The 21,535-nt window shown below is 55.5% G+C and carries 18 protein-coding genes and 2 rRNA genes; 18 read left to right on the forward strand and 2 right to left on the reverse strand.

The window, feature by feature from the left end; genetic code table 11:
- The first annotated feature begins 9 nt into the window (after nt 1-9).
- The 18 genes from BLP93_RS09210 to BLP93_RS09295 all read left to right on the forward strand — a co-directional run bounded on the left by BLP93_RS09210 (nt 10) and on the right by BLP93_RS09295 (nt 21,009).
- On the forward strand, nt 10-1,170 hold the full coding sequence (locus BLP93_RS09210; RefSeq protein ID WP_092120359.1) for an NADH-quinone oxidoreductase subunit D: 1,161 nt from the start codon (nt 10-12) through the stop codon (nt 1,168-1,170).
- Nucleotides 1,170-2,138, forward strand: coding sequence for an NADH-quinone oxidoreductase subunit NuoH (gene nuoH / locus BLP93_RS09215; protein WP_092120448.1), 969 nt, complete (start codon nt 1,170-1,172; stop codon nt 2,136-2,138). Before BLP93_RS09210 ends, nuoH begins: the two co-directional genes overlap by 1 nt.
- The gene (locus BLP93_RS09220) at nt 2,135-2,689 is read left to right on the forward strand and encodes a 4Fe-4S binding protein (protein WP_161946268.1); all 555 of its coding nucleotides are present in this window, start codon (nt 2,135-2,137) and stop codon (nt 2,687-2,689) included. The genes nuoH and BLP93_RS09220 overlap by 4 nt, the downstream gene beginning before the upstream one ends.
- Complete coding sequence (locus BLP93_RS09225) at nt 2,689-3,204, forward strand: NADH-quinone oxidoreductase subunit J family protein (protein ID WP_092120365.1); 516 nt, start codon at nt 2,689-2,691, stop codon at nt 3,202-3,204. Before BLP93_RS09220 ends, BLP93_RS09225 begins: the two co-directional genes overlap by 1 nt.
- An 8-nt stretch (nt 3,205-3,212) precedes the next feature.
- Nucleotides 3,213-3,521, forward strand: a complete 309-nt coding sequence (locus BLP93_RS09230; protein ID WP_092120450.1) for an NADH-quinone oxidoreductase subunit NuoK — start codon at nt 3,213-3,215, stop codon at nt 3,519-3,521.
- A gap of 35 nt (nt 3,522-3,556) precedes the next feature.
- Nucleotides 3,557-5,065, forward strand: a complete 1,509-nt coding sequence (locus BLP93_RS09235) for a complex I subunit 4 family protein (protein ID WP_092120368.1) — start codon at nt 3,557-3,559, stop codon at nt 5,063-5,065.
- A 53-nt stretch (nt 5,066-5,118) separates the two neighbouring features.
- Nucleotides 5,119-7,221, forward strand: coding sequence for an NADH-quinone oxidoreductase subunit 5 family protein (locus BLP93_RS09240; RefSeq protein ID WP_161946269.1), 2,103 nt, complete (start codon nt 5,119-5,121; stop codon nt 7,219-7,221).
- A gap of 62 nt (nt 7,222-7,283) precedes the next feature.
- Entirely contained in the window at nt 7,284-8,891 is a 1,608-nt protein-coding gene (locus BLP93_RS09245; RefSeq protein WP_092120374.1) for a complex I subunit 4 family protein, read from the forward strand.
- 60 nt (nt 8,892-8,951) lie between these two features.
- Nucleotides 8,952-10,364: an NADH-quinone oxidoreductase subunit N gene (locus BLP93_RS09250; RefSeq protein ID WP_092120452.1), complete on the forward strand. Its 1,413-nt coding sequence runs from the start codon at nt 8,952-8,954 to the stop codon at nt 10,362-10,364.
- 80 nt (nt 10,365-10,444) lie between these two features.
- A complete protein-coding gene (locus BLP93_RS09255) occupies nt 10,445-10,960 on the forward strand; it encodes a 4Fe-4S dicluster domain-containing protein (protein WP_092120377.1) in 516 nt (171 codons plus the stop codon).
- Nucleotides 10,961-11,065: 105 nt separating this feature from the next.
- Nucleotides 11,066-12,235: a sulfite exporter TauE/SafE family protein gene (locus tag BLP93_RS09260; RefSeq protein WP_425248223.1), complete on the forward strand. Its 1,170-nt coding sequence runs from the start codon at nt 11,066-11,068 to the stop codon at nt 12,233-12,235.
- A gap of 86 nt (nt 12,236-12,321) precedes the next feature.
- The gene (locus BLP93_RS09265) at nt 12,322-12,939 is read left to right on the forward strand and encodes a hypothetical protein (RefSeq protein ID WP_092120380.1); all 618 of its coding nucleotides are present in this window, start codon (nt 12,322-12,324) and stop codon (nt 12,937-12,939) included.
- Nucleotides 12,940-13,054: 115 nt separating this feature from the next.
- Complete coding sequence (locus BLP93_RS09270) at nt 13,055-13,978, forward strand: phosphate/phosphite/phosphonate ABC transporter substrate-binding protein (RefSeq protein WP_092120383.1); 924 nt, start codon at nt 13,055-13,057, stop codon at nt 13,976-13,978.
- Nucleotides 13,979-14,026: 48 nt separating this feature from the next.
- The gene (locus BLP93_RS09275) at nt 14,027-16,117 is read left to right on the forward strand and encodes an ATP-binding protein (RefSeq protein ID WP_092120386.1); all 2,091 of its coding nucleotides are present in this window, start codon (nt 14,027-14,029) and stop codon (nt 16,115-16,117) included.
- A 101-nt stretch (nt 16,118-16,218) separates the two neighbouring features.
- Nucleotides 16,219-16,590, forward strand: coding sequence for a response regulator (locus BLP93_RS09280; RefSeq protein WP_092120389.1), 372 nt, complete (start codon nt 16,219-16,221; stop codon nt 16,588-16,590).
- Nucleotides 16,591-16,592: 2 nt separating this feature from the next.
- Nucleotides 16,593-19,139 carry a PEP/pyruvate-binding domain-containing protein gene (locus BLP93_RS09285; RefSeq protein ID WP_092120392.1) on the forward strand — a complete coding sequence of 849 codons (2,547 nt, stop codon included), beginning with the start codon at nt 16,593-16,595 and terminating at the stop codon, nt 19,137-19,139.
- A complete protein-coding gene (locus BLP93_RS09290; protein WP_092120395.1) occupies nt 19,132-20,199 on the forward strand; it encodes a protein-tyrosine phosphatase family protein in 1,068 nt (355 codons plus the stop codon). Before BLP93_RS09285 ends, BLP93_RS09290 begins: the two co-directional genes overlap by 8 nt.
- A 258-nt stretch (nt 20,200-20,457) precedes the next feature.
- Nucleotides 20,458-21,009: a type I restriction enzyme HsdR N-terminal domain-containing protein gene (locus tag BLP93_RS09295; RefSeq protein WP_092120398.1), complete on the forward strand. Its 552-nt coding sequence runs from the start codon at nt 20,458-20,460 to the stop codon at nt 21,007-21,009.
- Nucleotides 21,010-21,216: 207 nt separating this feature from the next.
- Here BLP93_RS09295 and rrf read toward each other — a convergent pair.
- A 5S ribosomal RNA gene (rrf, locus tag BLP93_RS09300) occupies nt 21,217-21,331 on the reverse strand.
- Between the two features lie 107 nt (nt 21,332-21,438).
- Nucleotides 21,439-21,535, reverse strand: a 23S ribosomal RNA gene (locus BLP93_RS09305); the annotation flags it as partial.

A 21,535-nucleotide genomic window follows, 5' to 3' on the forward strand; every position in this document is an offset into this window, starting at 1 on the left:
GAACGCCTCATGACTCTGGACTTACGTTTGGACAGCACTGGCGATTTCTACGCCCGAAAATTCCAGCCTGATCTGCGCGATGATCGGCTTATCTTGAACATGGGCCCGCAACACCCTTCCACGCATGGCGTTTTACGCGTCCTGCTGGAGGTTGACGGCGAATACATCGTTCGAGCTGAACCCGTGCTCGGCTATGTCCACCGGATGCAGGAAAAAATGGCGGAGATCCGCACCTATCCTCAGTATCTGCCGAACATGGGGCGGGTCGACTATCTGCATGCCTTGGCCTGGAACTGGGCCTACGTCGGCGCGGTGGAGCGCTTGATGGACATCGAGGTTCCCCAGAGGGCCGAATATATCCGAGTCATCACCTGTGAGTTGAACCGGATCAAATCCCACCTGCTCTGGTGGGGGGCATATCTTCTGGACCTGGGAGCCTTCACGCCGATCATGTACGCCTTTGCCGACCGGGAGAGATTGATGGACATCCTGCAAAGGATCACCGGCTCTCGACTGACCTTCTGTTATTACCGGTTTGGCGGCGTCAGCACGGATGTGGACCAGCGGTTCGTAGAGGAAGTCCGGGCTTTTTGCAGCGATTTCGATGAACGTCTGAAGATCTTCAAGGATCTGGTGACGGACAACATCATTCTGCGCAGCCGCGTGGAAGAGGTGGGAGAAATTTCACCGGAAGTCTGCCGGAGCTTCGGCGCAACAGGTCCGGTCATGCGCGGCTCCGGCATCGAATACGACGTCCGCCGGGCAGAACCCTACTCGATCTATTCGCAGTTCGACTTCCAAATTCCCGTATACGACCAATGCGACGCTCTTGCCCGATATATGGTGCGTATGGATGAGATGAGCCAGAGCGTGTCCATCGTGCTCCAGGCTCTGGACGCACTTCCTACAGGAGACCATATCCACCCGTTGGCTCCTCGTCGTCCGTGCCCCCCTCCTGGCGACGTCTATTTCAGCGTCGAAAGCGCCCGTGGGCAGGTCGGCGTCCATCTGGTCAGCCATGGGGGCGAATCCCCGTACCGACTGAAGCTGCGATCACCGAGCTTCTCAAATCTCAGTCTGCTCTCGGAAGTCGCTGAAGGCTCCTTGATCTCCGATGCGGTGTCCACTCTGGGCAGCCTGGATCTCGTCATCCCGGAGATAGACAGATGATGGAACTTTTTCCCGCGCAACTGATCGTGATTTTTGTCGGTCTGGCCGCAATCATGGCCTTTGTCGGCCTCAACGGCCTGGTGCTGGTCTACCTGGAACGAAAGGTGGCCGGTTTTATCCAGCGCCGCCCCGGTCCGTACGAGGTCGGCCCTTACGGCCTGCTTCAACCTCTGGCAGACGGCCTGAAGCTGGTTGGCAAGCAGATGTTCACGCCGGCGTGCGCGGACAAATGGCTATACTGGCTGGCCCCGATTCTTTCACTGGCTCCGGTACCCGTGGCATTCCTGGCCGTCCCCTTCGGCCCAAATCTACATATTCTTGACATCAATATCGGCCTTGTTCTGATCCTGGCTTTTGTCGGCTTGAATGTCCTGGCCATCTGTCTGGCCGGATGGAGTTCCCAGAACAAGTACGCTCTGCTCGGGGCCGCCCGGAATATTTCCCAATCCGTAGCCTACGAGATTCCGTTGCTGCTCTCGGTTTTGCCCATTGTCTTCATCACGGGCTCTCTGAATCTCTATGAAATCTCCGCAGGTCAGGGCGCCTGGCCCTGGCAATGGCACATCCTGACGCAGCCCGTGGCCTTCGTAATCTTCTTTCTCTGCGCGCTGGCCGAAACCAACCGCGCGCCCTTCGACCTGCCCGAGGCTGAAAGCGAACTCACCGCCGGCTTTCACACTGAATATTCAGGCATGGGGTTCGGCGTCTTCTTTCTGGCCGAATACGCCTACATGATCATCGCCTGTTCCGTGGCCACTGTTCTGTTCCTTGGCGGCTGGAACGGTCCTGTGATCGCCGGATGGTGGTGGTTCCTGGCCAAGGTCTACTTCCTGCTGATCGTAATGATGTTTTTCCGCTGGACCTACCCCCGAGTTCGTTTTGACCAACTCCTGAACCTCTGCTGGAAATGGCTGATACCCCTTGCAACGATCAACCTGCTGATCACGGCACTGGTGATTGCTTTATGATAAAGACTTTGCGCGAAGCCATGACCGGCGCATGGAGCATGCTGGTCGGGCTGAAAGTGACCACGTCCAATTTCTTCCAGCCAACGATAACTGTTCATTATCCACGTGAGACGGTGGATACGCTGGAAGGCTTTCGTGGGCATATCGAACTGGTCTGTACCGAGGATGATCCGCTTCGGTCCAAATGCATCACATGCGGGGCCTGCGCTCAACTCTGCCCTTCCAACTGCATCACGGTGCGTGGTCAGCGGACGGTATTGGAATCAGCGATTCTTCCGCCTCATCCGGACATTTTAGCTCTGCCGCTGGAATTTCGTAAAAAAGTCAGTCACCCAGCGGAAATGCACCGAGAACCGGAATCCTTTCACCTGGACTACAATTACTGCAGCCTCTGCGGCCTTTGCGTGCAGAACTGTCCTGCCGGGGCGATCCGCTTTTCCAGTGATGTCTACCTGGCCAGCGAGCAGCTGGAAGATTTTCAATATGACCTTCTCGTCCGGATGCGTGCCCAGGCCGGCCCCCGCACCCAGGGCGAACCCAAGGAGTCGTGATGCCAAGCCAAAATCTCGCCTATGCGGTCATGTTCGGGCACATCGTCTTCATCGTCGTGGGAGCCCTGATGACCGTGCTTTCCCAGAATCTTGTCCGGGCTCTGCTGGGGTTGATCATGACGTTGTTCGGCGTGGCAGGTCTGTTTTTTCTAATGTCCGCGCCTTTTGTCGGCCTGATGCAGATTCTGATCTACATCGGCGCGGTGAGCATCCTGATCTTCTTCGCCATCATGCTCACCCAGTCCTGGTCCACGGGAGATGAATTCCGCGGCGGCTCGCGAAAGCGGCTTGTTCCGGCAACCCTGACCGCCCTGGCTCCAGCCCTGTTTCTGGGGCTGATGATCATCTACAAGGCCCCGGCGTCCATGCTTGTAGCCGAAGAGACCGAGGTCAAGGCACTGGGTCGATTCCTTCTGGAGCCCTACATCCTGCCGTTTGAGTTGATCTCCCTGCTGTTGACGGTGGCCATGGCCGGAGCCGTGATTCTCGGATTTGAGCGGAGGAAACAGCGATGATTCCTGAAATCAGCCCGATGACCATCTATCACCTGGTGGCCCTGTTTCTGCTCTGTACCGGATTGTTCGGCGTCATCTACCGCCGGACCCTGGTGGGCATGATTCTCGGGATCGAATTGATGCTCAACGGAGCGGGGTTGAGCATCATGGCCTCTGCCCAGCTCACTCCGACGCCCAATGAGATAGGGCAGGTCGGAACCTTGTTGGTGATGGGCATAGCGGCCGCGGAGGCCACCTTGCTCCTGGCGATCGTACTCGTCGTCACTCGACGCTTCAAGGGCGTGGAGGCCGCACGGTTGGCCACCATGCGTGGATAGAACAATAATACGCCCATACCCCAAGGATTCGCGAAATGATGCCGTTCATTCTCCTGCAAACGATTCTTGTACCAGCCCTTGTCGCCCTGGCCATCCTGCTGTTGCGATATCAGATCGGCAGAAAGGCCGGCTGGGTGGCCGTCACGGGATTGATGTACACCACCGTTCTTCTCGTGATGGCCATGATCGAGATCTATCACGCAGGGCCCATCGCGGAAAAATACGTTCTTCTGTCCGTCCCAGAGATCAGCATTCATTTGCTGGGCGACGGGCTCAGCATCGCCATCGCCCTGATCTGCAATCTGTTGTGCCTTGCCTTGTGTACGTATTCCATCAAGTACATCGATCACCGGATAGAACTTCTGTATCCGGAACTCGATGAGCGAGGGCAGGTCAACTATTTCACGTCGTTCTTCTATCTCCTGATGCCTTTTCCGGTTGGGTTCATGGGCGTCAGTTTTGCCGCTGACCTTGTCCTGATGTACTTTTTCCTGGAAGTCTTGACCCTCTTTCTGTTCTTTCTGATGGCCTATTTCGGCTACCAGGACCGGGTCAAGGTAGCCGTGATGTGCTTTATCTGGGGGGTTTTCTCCGCGCTTTTCTTCCTTGGCGGCGTCGTGATCATCTACTCTCAGGTTGGATCGTTCCAGATGGACCAGATCCACCTGCTCTCCGGCCATCCTCTGGCATTCTGGGTCATTTTGCTGGTGCTGATCGGCTTTTTCGCGAAGCTGGCCATCGTTCCACTTCATGTCTGGATGCCTTGGGTGCACGCTGAACATCCGACCTGCATAGCAGGACTGCTGGCGGTCTATGCCAACATTGCCGCCTACATCATCGTCCGGATGCTGGTCCTGCCCCTGTGGGACGATTTCCAGGTCTTCGGACCGCCGATCATGATCTTTGCCGTGATCACCATGGTCTACGGTTCATTGTTGACCTTGGCGCAAACGGACATGAAACGCATCCCGGCCTGCTCCACCATCAGTCAGAGCGCCTATTCCATGCTCGGAATCGGAGCATTGACCGCCGCGAGCATCGAGGGAGGACTGTTCTTCTTTCTCAGCCACATCATGGGCAAGACCGTCTTTTTTTCTGCCTGCGGCCTTGTGGTCTACACAACCCACATCCGCAACATCAAACACCTGGGCGGACTGGCCGCCAAAATGCCGCTGACCGCCCTGCTCTTTCTGTCCGGCGGCATGATGCTGGCAGGGATTCCGCCCTTCAGCAGTTTCGCGGCGGAAGTCGTGATGTTTGCCGGAATTTTTGAACGAGGCGACACCATTGGCTTTGTCATCGGCATCGTGGGACTCGTGGCCATCCTGCTGACCATTTCCTATGCCGTTCATTTCACGCGGGTCATTTTTTTCGGGCCTCTTCCGGAAAAACTCGCCGAGAACAAACACCTCCGCGATCCGTCCTGGGTCATGACCGCACCCCTGATCGTCATCATCCTGGTCTCCGCGGCATTGGGCCTCTACCCGTCACTGATCATGAATCTGTTTGAACCGGTCATCAGCGGATACCTGGCGAACATGTAGCGACGTCTGCAACCAAGTTACACACCACTCACCCTAACATGAATGGACTTGCGATGGACATCCAACTTGCCTGGCTCTGCCTGACGATTCCGCTCCTCGGCGTGCTGATGACGCCGCTTCTGGGCCGCATCAGCACCGCGGTGATGACGTACGGAGCAGTTTTTTTCTCCTTTCTCACCGCGCTCAGCGCCGTGATGATGCTCCCGCTTCTGTTCACCGCGGAAATGCTTCCGCTGGAATCAAAGGTGCTCTGGCTGAACACGCCGATCACCATCACGTTCGGCGTGTTGCTGGACCCGCTGAGCATCATCGTCGCCAACGTGGTCGCGGTGATCAGCTTCTTCATCATGGTTTACTGTATCGGCTACATGAAAGGCGATCCCGGCATCATGCGATTCTGGATGCTCATGAACGCCTTTATCGGCAGCATGCTGCTCCTGGTTCTCGCCGATAACCTGATCATCATCTTCATCGGATGGAAACTGGTGGGCTTGTGCAGCTACGGACTCATCGGCTTTTACTACCGCGATGACCGCAAGTACTGGATCGGCGGCCCTGAACCCTACTCCTTCGACAAGCCTTCGGCATGCGGGGTCAAAGCCTTCATCGTCACCAGCGTCGGCGACATGCTCATGCTCGGAGGCATCCTGATCCTCTATTTTTATGCCCGCACATTCAACATTCTGGAATTATACCAGACCGCCCCGGAGTGGATCCCCGTGATGGCCCAGACTCCATGGATGATCATCCTGGTCAGCATCCTGCTCATAGCCGGGCCAGTGGGCAAATCCGCTCAGTTTCCACTCCATGAATGGCTCCCGGAGGCCATGTCCGGACCTGGTCCGGTATCAGCACTGATTCATGCCGCCACCATGGTCAAGAGCGGCGTCTTTCTGATCGCACGGTTCATACCCATCTTTTACTACGGTTACTGGACGGCCGGGGTGGAAGAAGCCATGTACTTCTTCGTAATCGTTGCCTGGATCGGCGCCATCACCGCCTTCCTGGCCGCCAGCCAGGGCCTTGTCGCCCTGGAACTGAAGAAGGTTCTGGCCTACTCCACGGTCAGCCAGATCGGCTTCATGATGCTGGCCATGGGTGTTTCCGGGTTCAGCCAGGACCTGCTGGTCAGGGGATACATGGCGGGAACCTTTCACCTGGTCAGCCACGCCATGTTCAAGGCCTGTCTGTTTCTGTGCGCGGGCACGGTGATTCATGCCGTGCATTCCATCTATATCCATGAAATGGGTGCCTTGCGCAGATTCCTTCCCTACACATCGCTGTTCATGGGCCTGGCCACCCTCTCCCTGATCGGCGTACCTCCGCTTCCAGGCTTCTGGAGCAAGGAAGCCGTTCTCTACGCCACGCTGGAATCCCAGAACTATACATTGTTGGCCATCGTCCTCGTTACCGTCGTCTTCACCGCTTTCTACTCCACACGTTATTTCGGGATGATCTTCCACGGCAAGGCCTCGGACCATGTCCGCAAGGAAACTGAAAAGCCGCACCACCATGTAGGCGAGGGTCTTCTGCCTCAAACCTTCGCTTGCGGCGCTCTGGCCGTCGGCCTCGTCGTATTCGGCCTGCTCGGTCCAAAAGCCGAGCACGCATTGCACGCCCTGTTCAACACCCAGCTCGTTACCGGTCTCGGACTGATGGCCGGAGACGCGATACCCGTCTTCCCCCCCTCCCTTGTCGTCGGACTGTCCATCGGCAGTGTCCTTATCGGCGTGATCCCTGCCTATTTCTTCTATGTTTCCAGATCCTGGAACGTGAACACGTATTTCGAACGGTCCGGAATTATCAGGGGGCTGCACACCTTTCTCTGGAACAGGTGGTACATCAACAGCCTGTACAACTGGTTATTCGTGCGCGGCGTGATGCAGGCAGCCAGTATCGTCCGCGACAGGATCGAGGTTGCCGCGGATAGCGCCATCAACAAGAAAATCCCAGCCTCTGTATTTGCACTGGCCAGCATGTCCAATTGGTTCGACCAAAAAGCCATCGATGGAGTTGTGGACGGAACGGCCGGCAACTTCCAGAATACAGGATCAGCGCTTTCACAATTGCTCACGGGCAGGGTTCAGGATTATCTCGCCGCTGCCGTGATCCTCGCTCTGCTCGTCGGCGGAGTGACATGGCTGATGATCCTTTAAGCTCCTTGTGCCCGAGCCGACATATGCAACACGAACTCACACCGCTCCCGGAGTAGCCGAACATGCTCTACGCAGACTTTCCCGTGCTCAGCGCCTTGATCTTCTTTCCCCTCGTGGCGGCGATCGCCCTGGTCTTTCTGCGCAAGGACGAGACGATCCGGTATGTCACTCTGGCTGTGGGAATCCTTGAATGCCTGCTGCTCTTGCCACTTCTGGCCTTCGACCTTTCCACGGCCGAGTTTCAGTTTGTCGAACGGCTGACATGGATCGAGGCATGGAATATTCAATATTATTTGGGTATTGACGGCATCAGCATCCTGATGATCGTGCTTACGGTCCTGCTCCTGCCCTTGTGCGTGCTCTGCTCCTGGCGCTATATCGGGCAGCGCGTCAAGGAATTCCATATTTGCCTGTTGCTCATGACCACGGCGTGCATCGGCGTCTTCTGCGCCCTGGACTTTGTCCTGTTCTACATCTTCTGGGAAGCGATGCTGGTGCCCATGTTCCTGCTGATCGCGGTCTGGGGCGGCGCCCGGCGCAGGTACGCCTCCATCAAATTCTTCCTCTACACCTTGGCCGGGAGCACCCTGCTCCTGGTAGCCATCGTGGCCTTTTTCATCGCTGCAGGCACCTTCTCCATTCCTGACCTCATGGACCAGCGCTTCGGTCTTCGGTTTCAGCAGCTGACCTTCCTGGCCATGGCGTTGGCCTTTGCCATCAAGGTACCCATGTTTCCTTTTCATACATGGCTCCCGGCAGCCCACGTCGAAGCGCCCACCGCCGGTTCCGTTCTGCTGGCTTCCATCCTGCTCAAAATGGGAACCTACGGCTTTCTGCGGTTCTGTTTGCCCATCACGCCCGCCGCAAGTGAATTTTTCGCGCCATTGATGATTGTTCTGGCCGTCATTTCGATCATCTACGGTTCGTTTGTCGCCATCGGCCAGCAGGACATGAAAAAGCTTATCGCCTACTCCTCCGTAGCCCACATGGGGTTCGTCACCCTGGGCATTTTCGTTTTCGCCTTCCAAGGAGTTGAGGGCGCCATCATGCACATGGTCAACCATGGAATCATCACCGGTGCGATGTTCATGCTGGTCGGCCTGTTGTACGAACGCAGCCACAGCCGCGAGATCGATGACAATCTCGGGCTGAGCAGCCATCTGCCGATCTATACGGGTTTCCTGCTGCTCTTTTCCCTGGCCGCCTTTGGCTTTCCGGGAACCAACGGTTTTTTCAGCAAACTTCTGGTGCTGATCGGTGTCTTTGAGGCCAGCTATCTCCTGGGCGTTTTGTTCATCATCGGCTTGCTTCTCGGGCTGGCCTATCTGATGCGGCTCTTGCTGGCCGTGGGTTGGGGAACTCCCGCCAAAGGGGCCGGATGGAAGGACGTCAATTCAAGGGAATGGGCCTATTTGCTCCCCCTGCTCGTTCTTGTCTTTTATCTGGGGCTGGCACCTGGGCGGGCTCTGAACATCATGGGGCCGTCCATCGAAAATTTATTGATCAACTTTGATGATCATCGTTTTGTCTCCGAAGAGTACCAGGACACACGGCAACGTCCTCGCCAAATCATGATCCAGCCGGACATGATCCCGGAAAACAACGTGGCCCCGCAGCAACGGTCCAAGGCCATGGACTCAGTTCACCTCACCGCTCAACGGACGAATTGAACCACAACCAGCGATTCCTGTAGCGCTGGATTACGGATACGCAAGAGGAGACACGCCTTGCTGAACTTCACCCCTTCCCTGATCATTCCAGAACTGTACATGGTTGTCCTCTTGATCGTCCTGTTCGTGCAGACCGTCACGGACAAGATCAAGGACAGAACCGACTGGTTGGCCTATGCCTCCCTCGGCGGCGTACTCATTGCAGCGCTGTCCATGGAACAGTCCGGCATGATGTTCTACGATTCCTATCAAATTGACGGGTTGTCGCAATTTTTCAAGCTGATTGTCGTGCTCGGGCTGGCAATATGCGTTCTCAATGCCCTTCGGAACAACTCATTGGGCAAGACCAACAGAGCGGACTATTTCTTTTTCATGTTCATGAGCGCCTTCGGCCTCATGCTCCTGGCCAGCACCGTGGAGCTTTTCACGCTGTATATTTCTCTCGAACTAGCTTCCTATAGTCTGTACATTCTGCTTCCCCTGCGAAACGACAATCCCCAGGCCGTTGAAGGAGCCATCAAGTATGCCCTCTTCGGAGCCGTGGCCACGGCCATCGGCTTGTTCGGCGTATCCTACATCATCGCGGGACAACATACGACGTATCTCCATGAACTAGCCACTATGAACTGGTCCTTTGCCGAACAACCCATGGCGCTTGTCGGCCTTGGTTTGTTCTCTCTGGCGTTCCTGTACAAGCTGGCCTTGTTCCCCTTCCATTTCTGGGCGCCGGACGTGTATCAGGGAGCAAACAATGAAACCGCGGCGTTTGCCGCCACCTTGCCCAAGGTTGGGGCCATTGTCGTTCTTGTGCGCCTGATGAGCCTGGAGCCGGGCGTTGAGATAAAAATCATTCTGGCCATCTTCGCCACGCTTTCCATGACATTGGGCAATCTGCTCGCCCTTCGCCAGACCGATCTCAAGCGCCTTTTGGCCTATTCCAGCGTCGCCCACGCAGGTTTCGTGGTCATGGGGCTTGTGGCGGGAGGCATGTATGGACTTGCCGCCGCGTCCTACTATGCCCTGGTATATGTGGTCATGAATCTGACCATCTTCTGGGTGATCACCCGGATTTCGGATGACGGGCGCAATATCCAGCTTCACGACTTGAAGGGATTGCATCGCAGTTCGCCATTACTGGCTTTTGTCCTTGCCGTGGCGGCCTTCGGCCTGGTGGGTCTTCCGCCGACAGGGGGGTTTACCGGGAAACTGTTCCTGCTCAACGCGGCCTGGGGTGAAGGATTTTACCTCTTGGTCATCATAGCGGCGCTCAATACGGCCCTCGCCATCTTCTATTATTTGAACATGGTGCGCCATGCCTATACCATGGACCAGGATTCTCCCAGGTCCATCCAAGGGACCATGATCGGCGCAACGGTTGCCCTGGCACTTGCTTTGGGCGTACTGTTCTTGGGACTAATGCCACAGGGACTTTTTGACTTGCTGCTGCGGGCCAGTAATGCGCTGCTGCTGTGAGCGATACGGGTGCATCAACGGCAATAAACAGTTTTTACACAGGATAATATAGCTTAAGAAGCAAAGAAGGAGCATGACTCATGAGCAACTATTTCATCAAGATCGATCAGGACAGGTGCATCGGCTGCAAGGCATGCGAGGTTCATTGCAAGGCCAAGAACAGGGTGCCTACCGGAGCAAAATTGGGACAGCACGTGACATTGGGACCAATCGAAAAAAAGAATCAGGCAAAATACATGTACATGTTCATGCCCTGCTTCCACTGTGAACAGCCTTGGTGCGTCACAGCCTGCCCCACCGGGGCCATGACCAAACGGGAATCCGACGGAATAGTTTTCGTCAAAGCGGAACTCTGTGTCGGCTGCAAGGCCTGCATCATCGCCTGTCCCTGGAAGGTGCCGCAGTGGGACATGGTCAACGGCCGTGCAATCAAGTGCGACTATTGCCGGGACAGGGTGGATCAAGGGCAGAAACCGGCCTGCGTTACGGCCTGCACCACCCATGCCCTTTCATTTGTCAATCCGAATGTCGCCTCCAGCAAAACCAGGGAGGACTACGCCCACCAGGTTCTGCTCTCAGACCCGGAGCGGCAATGAATCAAGATGGGAATACAAGATCTAGGAAACTTGCCAGAAGCGGGCCTGCTGCTTTTCCCTCCAAGGCAAGAGTTGCATAACAATTTAACGCATGGAGGACAGGGTATGCACAAAAAATTGGTTCTGGTCTTTGCACTCTTGCTCGCCCTGGGAACTATGTTCCTGGCAACGGATCATTCCTGGGCGCAAGTAGGAGATTTACAACAAGCCATCGCTGAAGCGCCACAAGGAACCGACAGAGGGGAGATCGATCCCAACGCACCTCGAGGATATCTTGGCATTCCAGGGGCGCCTCAGATCAGCCTGATCCTCGCATTCTTCTGGGCTGTGTGGGTCGGCTGGATCTTTTCCACAGTGGGCGCATTCGGAGGCATCATGGCCGGCGTGGGACATATCACCATTTACGGACTCGGCAACTATGCCGGAACATTCCGTAATACCGCTCCCACCATCAACCGTGCGGTTACAGACTCCATTCGCGTATCCAACCAGTTTATGGTTGGTACCAGCGCCCTGATCTCATCCATCAACTATTATAAGATGGGTCGTCTCGTGTTGCCCGTGGCCGCAGCCTTGGCTATCGGTTCCATTGCAGGAAGCTATCTTATTCCGTTGCTGACGGCAGGAAAAGTGTCCTTTCGTGATTATGTCGGTTATTTCGGCATCTTTGTGCTGTTTCTGGGCTGCTACATGCTCTATGAAACCACGCCGCGCGGCTCTGCCGGGAAAAAGAAGGCCAAACAGGCTGCTGACGCATTTGAAACGACCATGAAAAGGAAACGCTCCGGCGAGAAAGTGGATACCAGCGAACTCGGTGTAAAAATGATCGCCTTCTCACCGAAACGGATCGTATTCACCTTCTATGGTGTCGAGTTCTCATTCAACCCGCTTCTTCCCATCTTCGGCGGTTTCATCATCGCCGCTATTGCCGCATTCCTGGGCGTTGGCGGCGGATTCATGCTCGTGCCCTTCCTGACCAGCGTCACCGGCCTGCCCATGTACCTTTCCGCCGGCACCTCGGCCCTGGCCGTGCTTATCGGAATGATCACCAGTATTCTGAGCTACCTGCAGCAGGGCGTACTCGTCCACTGGCCGCTGATCGGCACCCAGCTGGTAGGTATCGTGGTCGGCTCCATGGTTGGTCCATACACCTCCCAGTACATTTCCGACAAATGGCTGAAGCGCGTCTTCATCATCCTGGCCTTCTACGTCGGCTTGGACTTCATGGCCCGCGGCTTCCTAGGAAAGAACATCATGACCATGTTCTTCGGGTAGCAGAATAAACGACTATCTCGACCATCAAGGGCTGACGTTTCGGCGTCGGCCCTTTTTTTTCATCCTTCTTTGCGATAGGTATAAATATGCATGAATTTCATGAGTTCACTCTTGCAGCCTATCACTGGCTGGATTCCGTTCTCATTTCGCCCTACCGCATGATTTCCAATCCTGCCGGCGGTTTCTTCTTCGGAACGTTCATTCTCTGCCTCTGGTGCACCCTGATAGGGGAGCTGACAGCACTCGGCGTCGGACGAATGAACCGGGCCCATATCCGAAAATTGGAACAGGAATCGATCCGTCTGCACAATCTTTCAGTGAAAGCGATCATTCACAAGGACAAGGAAAGCTACCGGGCTTGCAACAAAATGGCCAACGAAGCCTGGGGAAAATACTTCTTCGCCACCATTGGCCAAGGAGCTTCCACACTGTGGCCTGTTCCCTTTGCTTTGGCCTGGATGGCAACACGATTCCAGGCCATTGAGTTTGAACTGGCGTACCCCATTCCGCTGCTTCCGGAGATCGTAGGATACCCGGCAGTGTTCCTGCCCATGTACATTCTGGTCCGGATCTGCTTCGCCAAACTCAAACCGTGGCTGCCCTTCTTCCATGATGACACGCCCAAACTCCGCCGGCCCGGACAGGAAGAAGAAAAGATGATCACCTGGGCGGATGTGGACAAGCACAAGGGGTTGCCGGGGTGACTTCAAACATTCAAATCCACCGGCCCGCAAAGCTGAAGCATGGGTGTGACTGACCGTCATGCACATCTGTTAACGACGATCTTCCGCAACGGAGCCATTAATCCAGGAGATGAATATGAAAATCCGCCACCTTTTGTTATTGCTCCATCTTATGGCGTTTTTCCTGCTATCGGCTTGCGGAGATCAACCCACACCGGTCAAGGTTGATCTGGACGAACGCGAGGAGGTCACGCCGGGTTCCCATCAGCCAGTAATCACCTACGCCTACCTGCCCCAGTTCTCGCACACCGTTTCCTTTGAACGACACCAGCGCCTTGTCCAGTATCTGTCCGAGATTACAGACTTGAATATCCGCCAGATCTTTCCGGAAACCTTTCATGAGCACATGCTCATGCTTGCCCAGGGTAAAATCGACATTTCCTACGCGAATCCGTTTGTTTACGCTCTGACGGCAGAGAGATCCGGAGCAAAAGTATTTGCCAAAATCATCGAAATGACAGGAGAAGCGTCTTTTGGCGGCCTGATCATCACCCGCGCCGACAACCCGGACATCCAAACCCTGGATGATTGTCGCGGCAAACGCTGGATTGCCGTGGACCAGTTTTCGGCGGGCGGATATCTTTTCGGGTTGGGTCATTTTCTGGATCACGGCATCCATCCAGAAGATTTTGCTGAAATCGTTTTCGCTCCTGGCCCTGGCGGCAAACAGGAAAGCGTGATTCTCGGAGTTTACGCCGGACGCTACGATGTAGGTACAGTGCGTGAAGGTGCCCTGGAACTGTTGGAGGACAAGATCGATCTTTCGCAAATTCGAATTCTGGCTCGCACCCAGCGGTATCCCGGCTGGAACTTTTCGGCCCGTCCAGGTCTTGCTGTTGAGATTGTCGAGGCCATTAAGAATGCCATGCTCGCTCTGGATTTCGGCAATCCCGAACATCGCTTGATTCTGGAAAGAGCAGCCATGCGCGGGATCGTTGCTGCCCAGCCCGGGGATTTCGATGCCGTACGCGACCTGGTCCGCCGGGCTGAACTCCAATAAAGACGGCACTAACAGGCGCTCTGTCGATAACGGTTGGATCCGTGAATCATGCGCTCCATTTTCCATTACTTATCCCGACGATCCTTCCAAGCCAAGATCAACCTCGGCCTGGCTTTGATCATCATCTGCTTTGGCCTGCTCCTGGGTTTCATGAGCCATGCCGTGAGCTCACGCGCCATTCTCGAAGAAACGCTCAAGCGTGGCCAAAGTCTGGTCGTGAACCTTTCCGCGCGTTCCGTGGAATCCATTCTGTCCATGAATTTTCTGCGCCTCACGGTCCTGACCACGGAAGTTGTCCAGATCGGCAATGAAAAGGACATCGTGTACGCCTTCATCCTGGATCGCCACGGCCAGGTTCTGGCTCACAGCTTTCGAGATGGCTTTCCTGTGGCCCTGCGTCTGGCCAACCAGGTAGAGGACCATCAAGCATATTCCATCCAGTTCCTGGATACCGGCGCCGAACGCATCTATGACTTCGCCGCTCCTGTCATGCTGGACGAGACCCGCCTGGGGACGGTGCGTGTGGCCTTGTCCTACAGCACCATCAAGGCCTCCATCGACCGGCTGATGTGGTTGAACATGCTCATGACCGCAGGAGCGACACTGCTGGCGCTGATGGGCGGCAGCTTCTTCGCGCGCACCGTTACCCGGCGCGTCAATGCCCTTCGACAGTCAGCCGAGGCCGTGGTCAAGGGCGATCTGGACGTGCAGGTGAGCCCGCTTCTTGAGCGTAATTGCTGGGAAATCATGGATTGCGATCAAGAGCACTGTCCTGCCCGTGGAGACCGCCAGCGCCGCTGCTGGTACATCGCCGGAACTTTTTGTCCCGACTGCGGAACGGGTGGTTTTCCGGAGAAAGTCGACAACTGCCTGAATTGTCCCGTCTACCGCCGCAATGCCGGCGACGAAATTCAAAGCTTGGCCGAATCCTTCGAATACATGGCGCTGACCCTGAAAAATCACATTGAGGAACTGCGCCTCTCCAGAAAAAATCTCAGCCTGCAAAAACAACTGTTGAAGACCATCCTGGACGTTACCCCTGACCTGGTCGCCCTCCAGGACGACAATCTCGTATACTTGGCCGTCAACAAGGCCTTTTGCAGCCATTTGAGCCGGGATGAAAATGAGATTGTCGGAAGCACGGACTTCGATATTTTCAACCCGGACCAGGCGGACCAGAACTATCACGAGGATATGCAGATCCTAATGACGAAACAGCCCCTGTCCAAGGAAATCATGACCCGGGGGAGCAAGGGCAAGAAATGGCACCATGTCGTGAAAGTCCCGGTGATCGAGAATGACCGGATCATCGGCCTACTCTCCACAGCCAGGGACATTACCGTGGTCAAGCAGTACCAGGAAAAGCTGATCCACTCCCAGAAGATGGAAGACCTGGGGCGTTTGGCCGGCGGCGTGGCTCATGAAATCAACACTCCCTTGAGCATCATCCTGGGATACGCCCAGTTGCTGCTCAAGGACATCCCCAACAGCGACCCCGTGGCACAGGATGTGGCCATCATCGAAAAGCAGGCTCAGGCCTGCCGCAAAATTGTTGCCGACCTGCTCAGTTTTTCCAGAAATACGGAAAAGGATCAGGCGCAGATCAACATCAACCAATCCCTTCGGGAAGTGGCGGACCTGGTGGAACACATCTTCCGCCAGAACCGGATCGTGATCATCAAGGAACTCGACGACCTGATCCCGCCTGTCACCGGGGACAAGGAACGCCTCAAACAGGTCTGGATGAATCTGCTCAACAACGCCGCGGATGCCATTGGCACGGACGGCTGCATCATGATCAAGACCAAGCTCTGCGCCCACCGCCGCCGCCTCGTGGTCTCCGTTGCGGATACGGGCAGCGGCATCCAGGAAGAGGATCTGGATAAGATATTTGAACCCTTCTTCACCACAAAACCTGTGGACAAGGGCACGGGACTCGGACTTTCGGTCACTTTCGGCATCATCAAGGACCACGGCGGACGGATCAGCGCGTTCAGTCCCGTACCCAGCGAGTATAATGATAATTATCCGGCTTGCGAGGGCGAACTCGGCCCCGGCACGGTGTTCTTTGTCGAGCTTCCCCTGGAGGGGAATACCATGCCCGACGACGAGTGCGTGGACATTCCCAAGAGGACATGATTGCTGTCTGCTCAACAGCCTGCCGCATTCTGAGCAATTACATCATCATTGATGTCGATAACGTACGATATCCGGTACAGTCCAACTATTAGGAGAACCTGATGGCAGAAATTCTTGTTCTGGACGACGTGCAGGACGTGGGCGTGATGATCCGCCGCATCCTGACCCGCAATGGACACAATGTGCATGTCTACAGTGACGAGGAACCGGCTTTTGAGCATGCCCGCGCCACCCCGCCTCACCTGGCCATCCTGGATATCAAGCTCAAAAAGATGAGCGGTGTGGAAGTGCTCGAAGAGCTGAAAAAAATAAATCCGGATATTCGGGTAATGATGCTCACCGGCTATCCAACCCTGGAAACAGCCAAACAGGCCATGCAGCTCGGAGCCGATGAATACTGCGTCAAGCCCATCGATATTGATGAGCTTGTGGAAAAAACAGCGCAGATTCTGGCCAAAGCCGGCCAAGCCTGATCATGGCATTGCAAAAGATTACATCCTGGGCTGAGCGGATTTTCTCACCGGACAAGGTGGTCTTGCGGCGATTCAACATGTTTCAGAGCCTGTTGCGGGAAGACAGGAAGTGCCTCAAACTGATCACAAAGCTGGAGGAAATTCATCATCGTCCCATCCCTACGGACTGGTCCCGCATTGCCATGCTTGTCCAGGCCTTGTCGACGGCGACGCACCGCTTGATTGACTGCCTGGTGGCAATGCGTCCCGGAACGTACGACCCTCTGACGCACAGCCACTCACGCATTTCGGCGGATCTCACGGGTTTGCTGCCAGAACCCGAGATCATCACCAGCCCACCCTATGCCCTGCCTCTGGACAAGGCCTGGGAGCACCCGCAGATGCTGGGCGGCAAAGCCCTGGCTCTGAGTCGCATCCGGAAGGAAACAAGGATTCCCGTCCAACCCGGGTTTGTGATCACCACCAATGCCTTTCATGCGTTCCTGGAGGAAAACAATCTGCAGCAGGTCATTGCCCGCGGCCTGCGCGGACTGAATCTGCAACGACCGGATCGACTGCGGAAAATCTCGGATAGTCTGCAGCGGGCCGTCATGGCGGGCAAGGTGCCCGACATCGTTCAAACACGCATCCTCGCCGCCATACAAGACGTCGCCGGTACGGATCAATCCACTGTCTGGGCCGTACGCAGCAGCGCCAGTGCCGAGGATGGCGAGGTTTCCTTTGCCGGACAGTATGCCACGGTGCTCGATGTGCGCCAGGAAGACATCTGCGAGGCCTACAAGACCGTACTGGCCAGCAAGTACGCTCCCCGGGCCTTGACCTATCGCCTGCATTACGGCCTGGACGACAACCAGACTCCCATGGCCGTACTGGTGCTGCCCATGATCGCGCCGCGCGCCAGTGGAGTAATGTACACCATGGATCCCCTGGACATGTGCAAGGGATCATGTCTGGTCATCACGGCCGTTCCCGGCCTGGGAACCCGCCTTGTGGACGGCAGCGCGGTTCCGGACATCTTTCTGATTTCCCGGAACGACCCCAAGCATTTCCTGGCCAAACAGCCGGCGCCGGAGGAAGGATCGTCAGGCACCGGTTCCCAAAATGCGCAGAGAAACACTCTTTGCCTGGATGATGCAGCGGCAACTACTTTGGCGGAATGGGGCCTTGAACTGGAAGCCTTGACCGGCGCTCCCCAGGATGTGGAATGGGCGCAAGATCAGATGGCCAACCTGACAATACTTCAGTCCAGGCCCATCCACATGCCCGAGGATGGGACGGATCCGGAAGCCCTCTTCCACGATCAGCCCCAAGATACGCCTGCCCCTTCAAACCACGTTGCCGTGCTGTTGGAAGTGGGCACTCCGGCCAGCGTGGGCATTTCCACGGGCCCGGTCCACCACATTACCGGCGAAGGAGACATCAGCGAAATCCCTTCCGGCAGCATTCTCGTCACGCCGAATATCCCGCCCAGCCTTGTGCACGTGGTGCACAACGTTAAGGCGGTGCTTGCCGAACATGGCAGCAAGGCCAGCCACTTTGCCTCCGTGGCCCGGGAATTCGGCCTTCCGCTGGTTGTCGGACTTGGTAGCCTGGCAACAACATTGGCCCAGGGGCAAACCGTCACCGTGGATGCCTACCGGGGCGTTGTCTACGACGGTGAAGTTCGGGAATTGCTCGAATGGCAGGAAAAGCAAAAAAGCAGGCCTACCTTTCCGTTCCAACGTAAAATGAAGCCCCTCATGGAACTGATCAGCCCACTCACCCTGACCGACCCGGCGTCATCGAGTTTTGCACCTGAAAGTTGCCGGACCTATCACGATCTTGTTCGCTTTGTTCACGAAAAAGGCACCCAGGAGATGTTTTCTTTGGTGGAAGCCAAGGGTCGTGGTTTACGAAGCAGCAAGAGCCTGGAAGCCGACATCCCCATGGTTATGCAGGTCCTGGATCTTGGCGGCGGCTTGCGCGAATCGGCTCAGAGCGTAAAAACCGTGCGACCGGAGGATTTCCTCAGCGCTCCCATGCAGGCTGTCTGGAGCGGTCTGTCTGATCGGGACATCACTTGGTCCAAGGGGCTGGTGCATGTCGACTGGGAACGTTTCGACCAGGTCAGCGGTGGGATCTTCAGCCTTAAATCGTCCCTTCTGGCCAGCTACGCCCTGGTGGCCGCCAACTATGCCCATTTACTGCTGCGCTTCGGTTATCACTTCGCGGTCCTGGACGCTATGTCCGGCTCGCGTCCCGAAGAAAACCACATCCAATTCCGCTTCAAGGGTGGTGGGGGCTCACCGGAAAAAAAGATCTGGAGGCTGGCCATGATTGGCAGGGTCTTGAGTCGTTTCAACTTCCGCGTGGAGATCAACGAGGACATGCTTGAAGCCAAATGTATGCGCTTGGGTCATGAAGCCACCCAGTTGCGGCTGCGTGTGACTGGATACCTGCTGGGCTGCACTCCGTTGCTGGACATGGTTCTCGAAAGCGAAGATCATGCACTGGCCATGGCCGAAGAGATGGCAAAAAAATGGCAGAATGAAGGCAATAAGAATGAGTGAAGCAGCAGGATATCCCATTTACTGGGTCACTGATCATTTGGCCACAGGCCCAGCGCCCATGTCCTACGATCATCTGGATAGCCTCAAGGCAGCTGGTGTCGACGCAATAATGAACCTTTGCGCGGAGTACTGCGACCTGCACGACATTGAATCCCAGCAAGGCTTCGAAGTCCACTATCTGCCCATTGAAGACGAGGAAACTCCGCAGTTGCAAGCTTTGGAGGCAGCCCTGGCTTGGCTGGACGAGTCCATATACCTGGGCAAGAAGGTCTACGTACATTGCCGCCACGGCATCGGGCGCACCGGCACTATCATTTCCGCTTATCTCCTGCGCCGCGGATTGGGCAGCAAACTCGTCAAACAGAAAATCAAGAAGCTGCGCTCCCAGCCCGCCAACTTCGATCAGTGGTGGCTGGTGCGCAAAATTGGCAAAAAAGAGGGTCGCCTGACCATTCGCGAACCCTCTTTGGAATGGAAGACCCTTGTGGATTTGCGCCCTTTTTTCGCGGACCATGAAGCCTTGCTCGCGGAAATCGACGCCCGTTTGCAGCAACAAGAAGATGCTTCGCTTTGCGGCCAGGGTCATGCTGCCTGCTGCACCAGTTGCGTGGAAATTTCGCTGATCGAGGCTGCCTTTCTGACGCATCATTTGAATCGGAAACTGCATAGCGCCCAACGACTGGCTGCGATAGATCGCTGTTCCGAGGTTACCCGGACGTGTCGCGCTTTACGGAAATTATCCGCGGGGGAACCGGAAGAGGAATTCGCCCGCCTGTATGCGCAACAATCCATAATCTGCCCCTTGTCCCAGGAACAGCTCTGCCTGATTTTCGCATCACGCCCTCTGGACTGCCGATTTTTCGACTTGCCGGACATACAGGAAAACAGGGATTTCATCGAAAACTGCCGCCAACGAACCGAAAAATCATCCCAGGGCCTTTTTCTGGCTCTGACAGGAAGTTTTTCCAACCGCAAACATATCACCTTCCCTTTGGTGGACGTCGTTTCCGGTAGATTCGTGCAGTCCTTCTTTCACCTTTTATCCGGCGATCTCGCCTGATGTTGACAGAACACCTTCATCTCTGAGAACCATCTCATTTTCAAATACCCGAAACAAAGCTACCCAGCTCATCACTCTATAGGTATAACTGGATTCGTCCTTCGCTGGCACGACTGATTCGGCAACGGGTCATATAAAAGAGTCATTCCCGGGCGCAGGCGGGAACTATTGCCGATGAATCCATACCCGGAACAAGCTGAGTCGCTGCCTCTTTTTTTGACCAAATACTATAAAGCGATCGGACATAAGGAGCAACACATGCATGAAGTGAGCCTTGGGCAAACCATACAAGATTATCTGACAGGCGATGAATTGGAGATGACGACCTATGAAGATCTGCGACAGGGGTTGGCCCGGATGCTTGTTGAGGAAAAAGGATACCCAAAAGAAAAAGTGATCCCAAAAGTCGAGATCAAATACGATGTGGACGATAAGCCGTTTTCACGGAACGTGGACCTGCTGGTTTATGATGATCAGGGAAAACCGGTCCTGGCTCTCCTTTTCTGCTCTGGCACTCCGGAATCATACACTCGTGAGGCCGTCTACGCCGGCAGGCTGGTTCCAGAGGGGCCGACTTCCCTGGTCGTGGTGACGGACAGCAAGGATGCTCGCCTGTTGCGAACCATGGACGGCAAAGTCCTGGACAGTGGGTTTGCAGCAATTCCCTCCTGGGATGCTCTCCAAAAACTGCTTCGCGACAATCCGGCACCGAAACTGGATCCGGCCAGGGTACTCCGCGAGCAGCGAGTGTTTTACATGTACAGCGGTTTTCTGGAAAGCTGCTGCGGCAAAACGTGCCCAGAGCCCTGACAATCTTTTTGTAATTGAATTTTTTGAAGCATTTTCGAACACATACATGTCTTCTGTAGCCTTCTGGAAGACGGGCCGAGCTGGGGTGCGGCGGTCCCAGGCAAGATGCAATACCGCAATTGGCATGCACGTGATGTGCTGAGGAGGTATAGTCAAAACAAAAAGCCCGCTTCTAAGGAAGCGGGCTTTTTGTTTTTGGAGAGAAAGTTCTGGCGACGTCCTACTTTCCCACGGTTAGAACCGCAGTATCATCGGCGCTGGAGGGCTTAACTACCGAGTTCGGAATGGGATCGGGTGTGTCCCCTCCGCCCAGGTCACCAGAACTAATTTTTATAGGTGTTTTGTGATTGTCTTGCGAGGTATTCCAGAGGTATCTGGGTTGCAAGGTGTATGATCACGCATCACCGATCATAGGGAATGAAGAATAGAGAGGTTAAGACTCACGGTCTATTAGTACTGGTCAGCTGAGCGTATTGCGACGCTTACACCTCCAGCCTATCAACCTGGTGGTCTACCAGGGACCTTT

The sequence above is a fragment of the Desulfonatronum thiosulfatophilum genome, assembly GCF_900104215.1.
GTDB classification, from domain to species: domain Bacteria; phylum Desulfobacterota; class Desulfovibrionia; order Desulfovibrionales; family Desulfonatronaceae; genus Desulfonatronum; species Desulfonatronum thiosulfatophilum.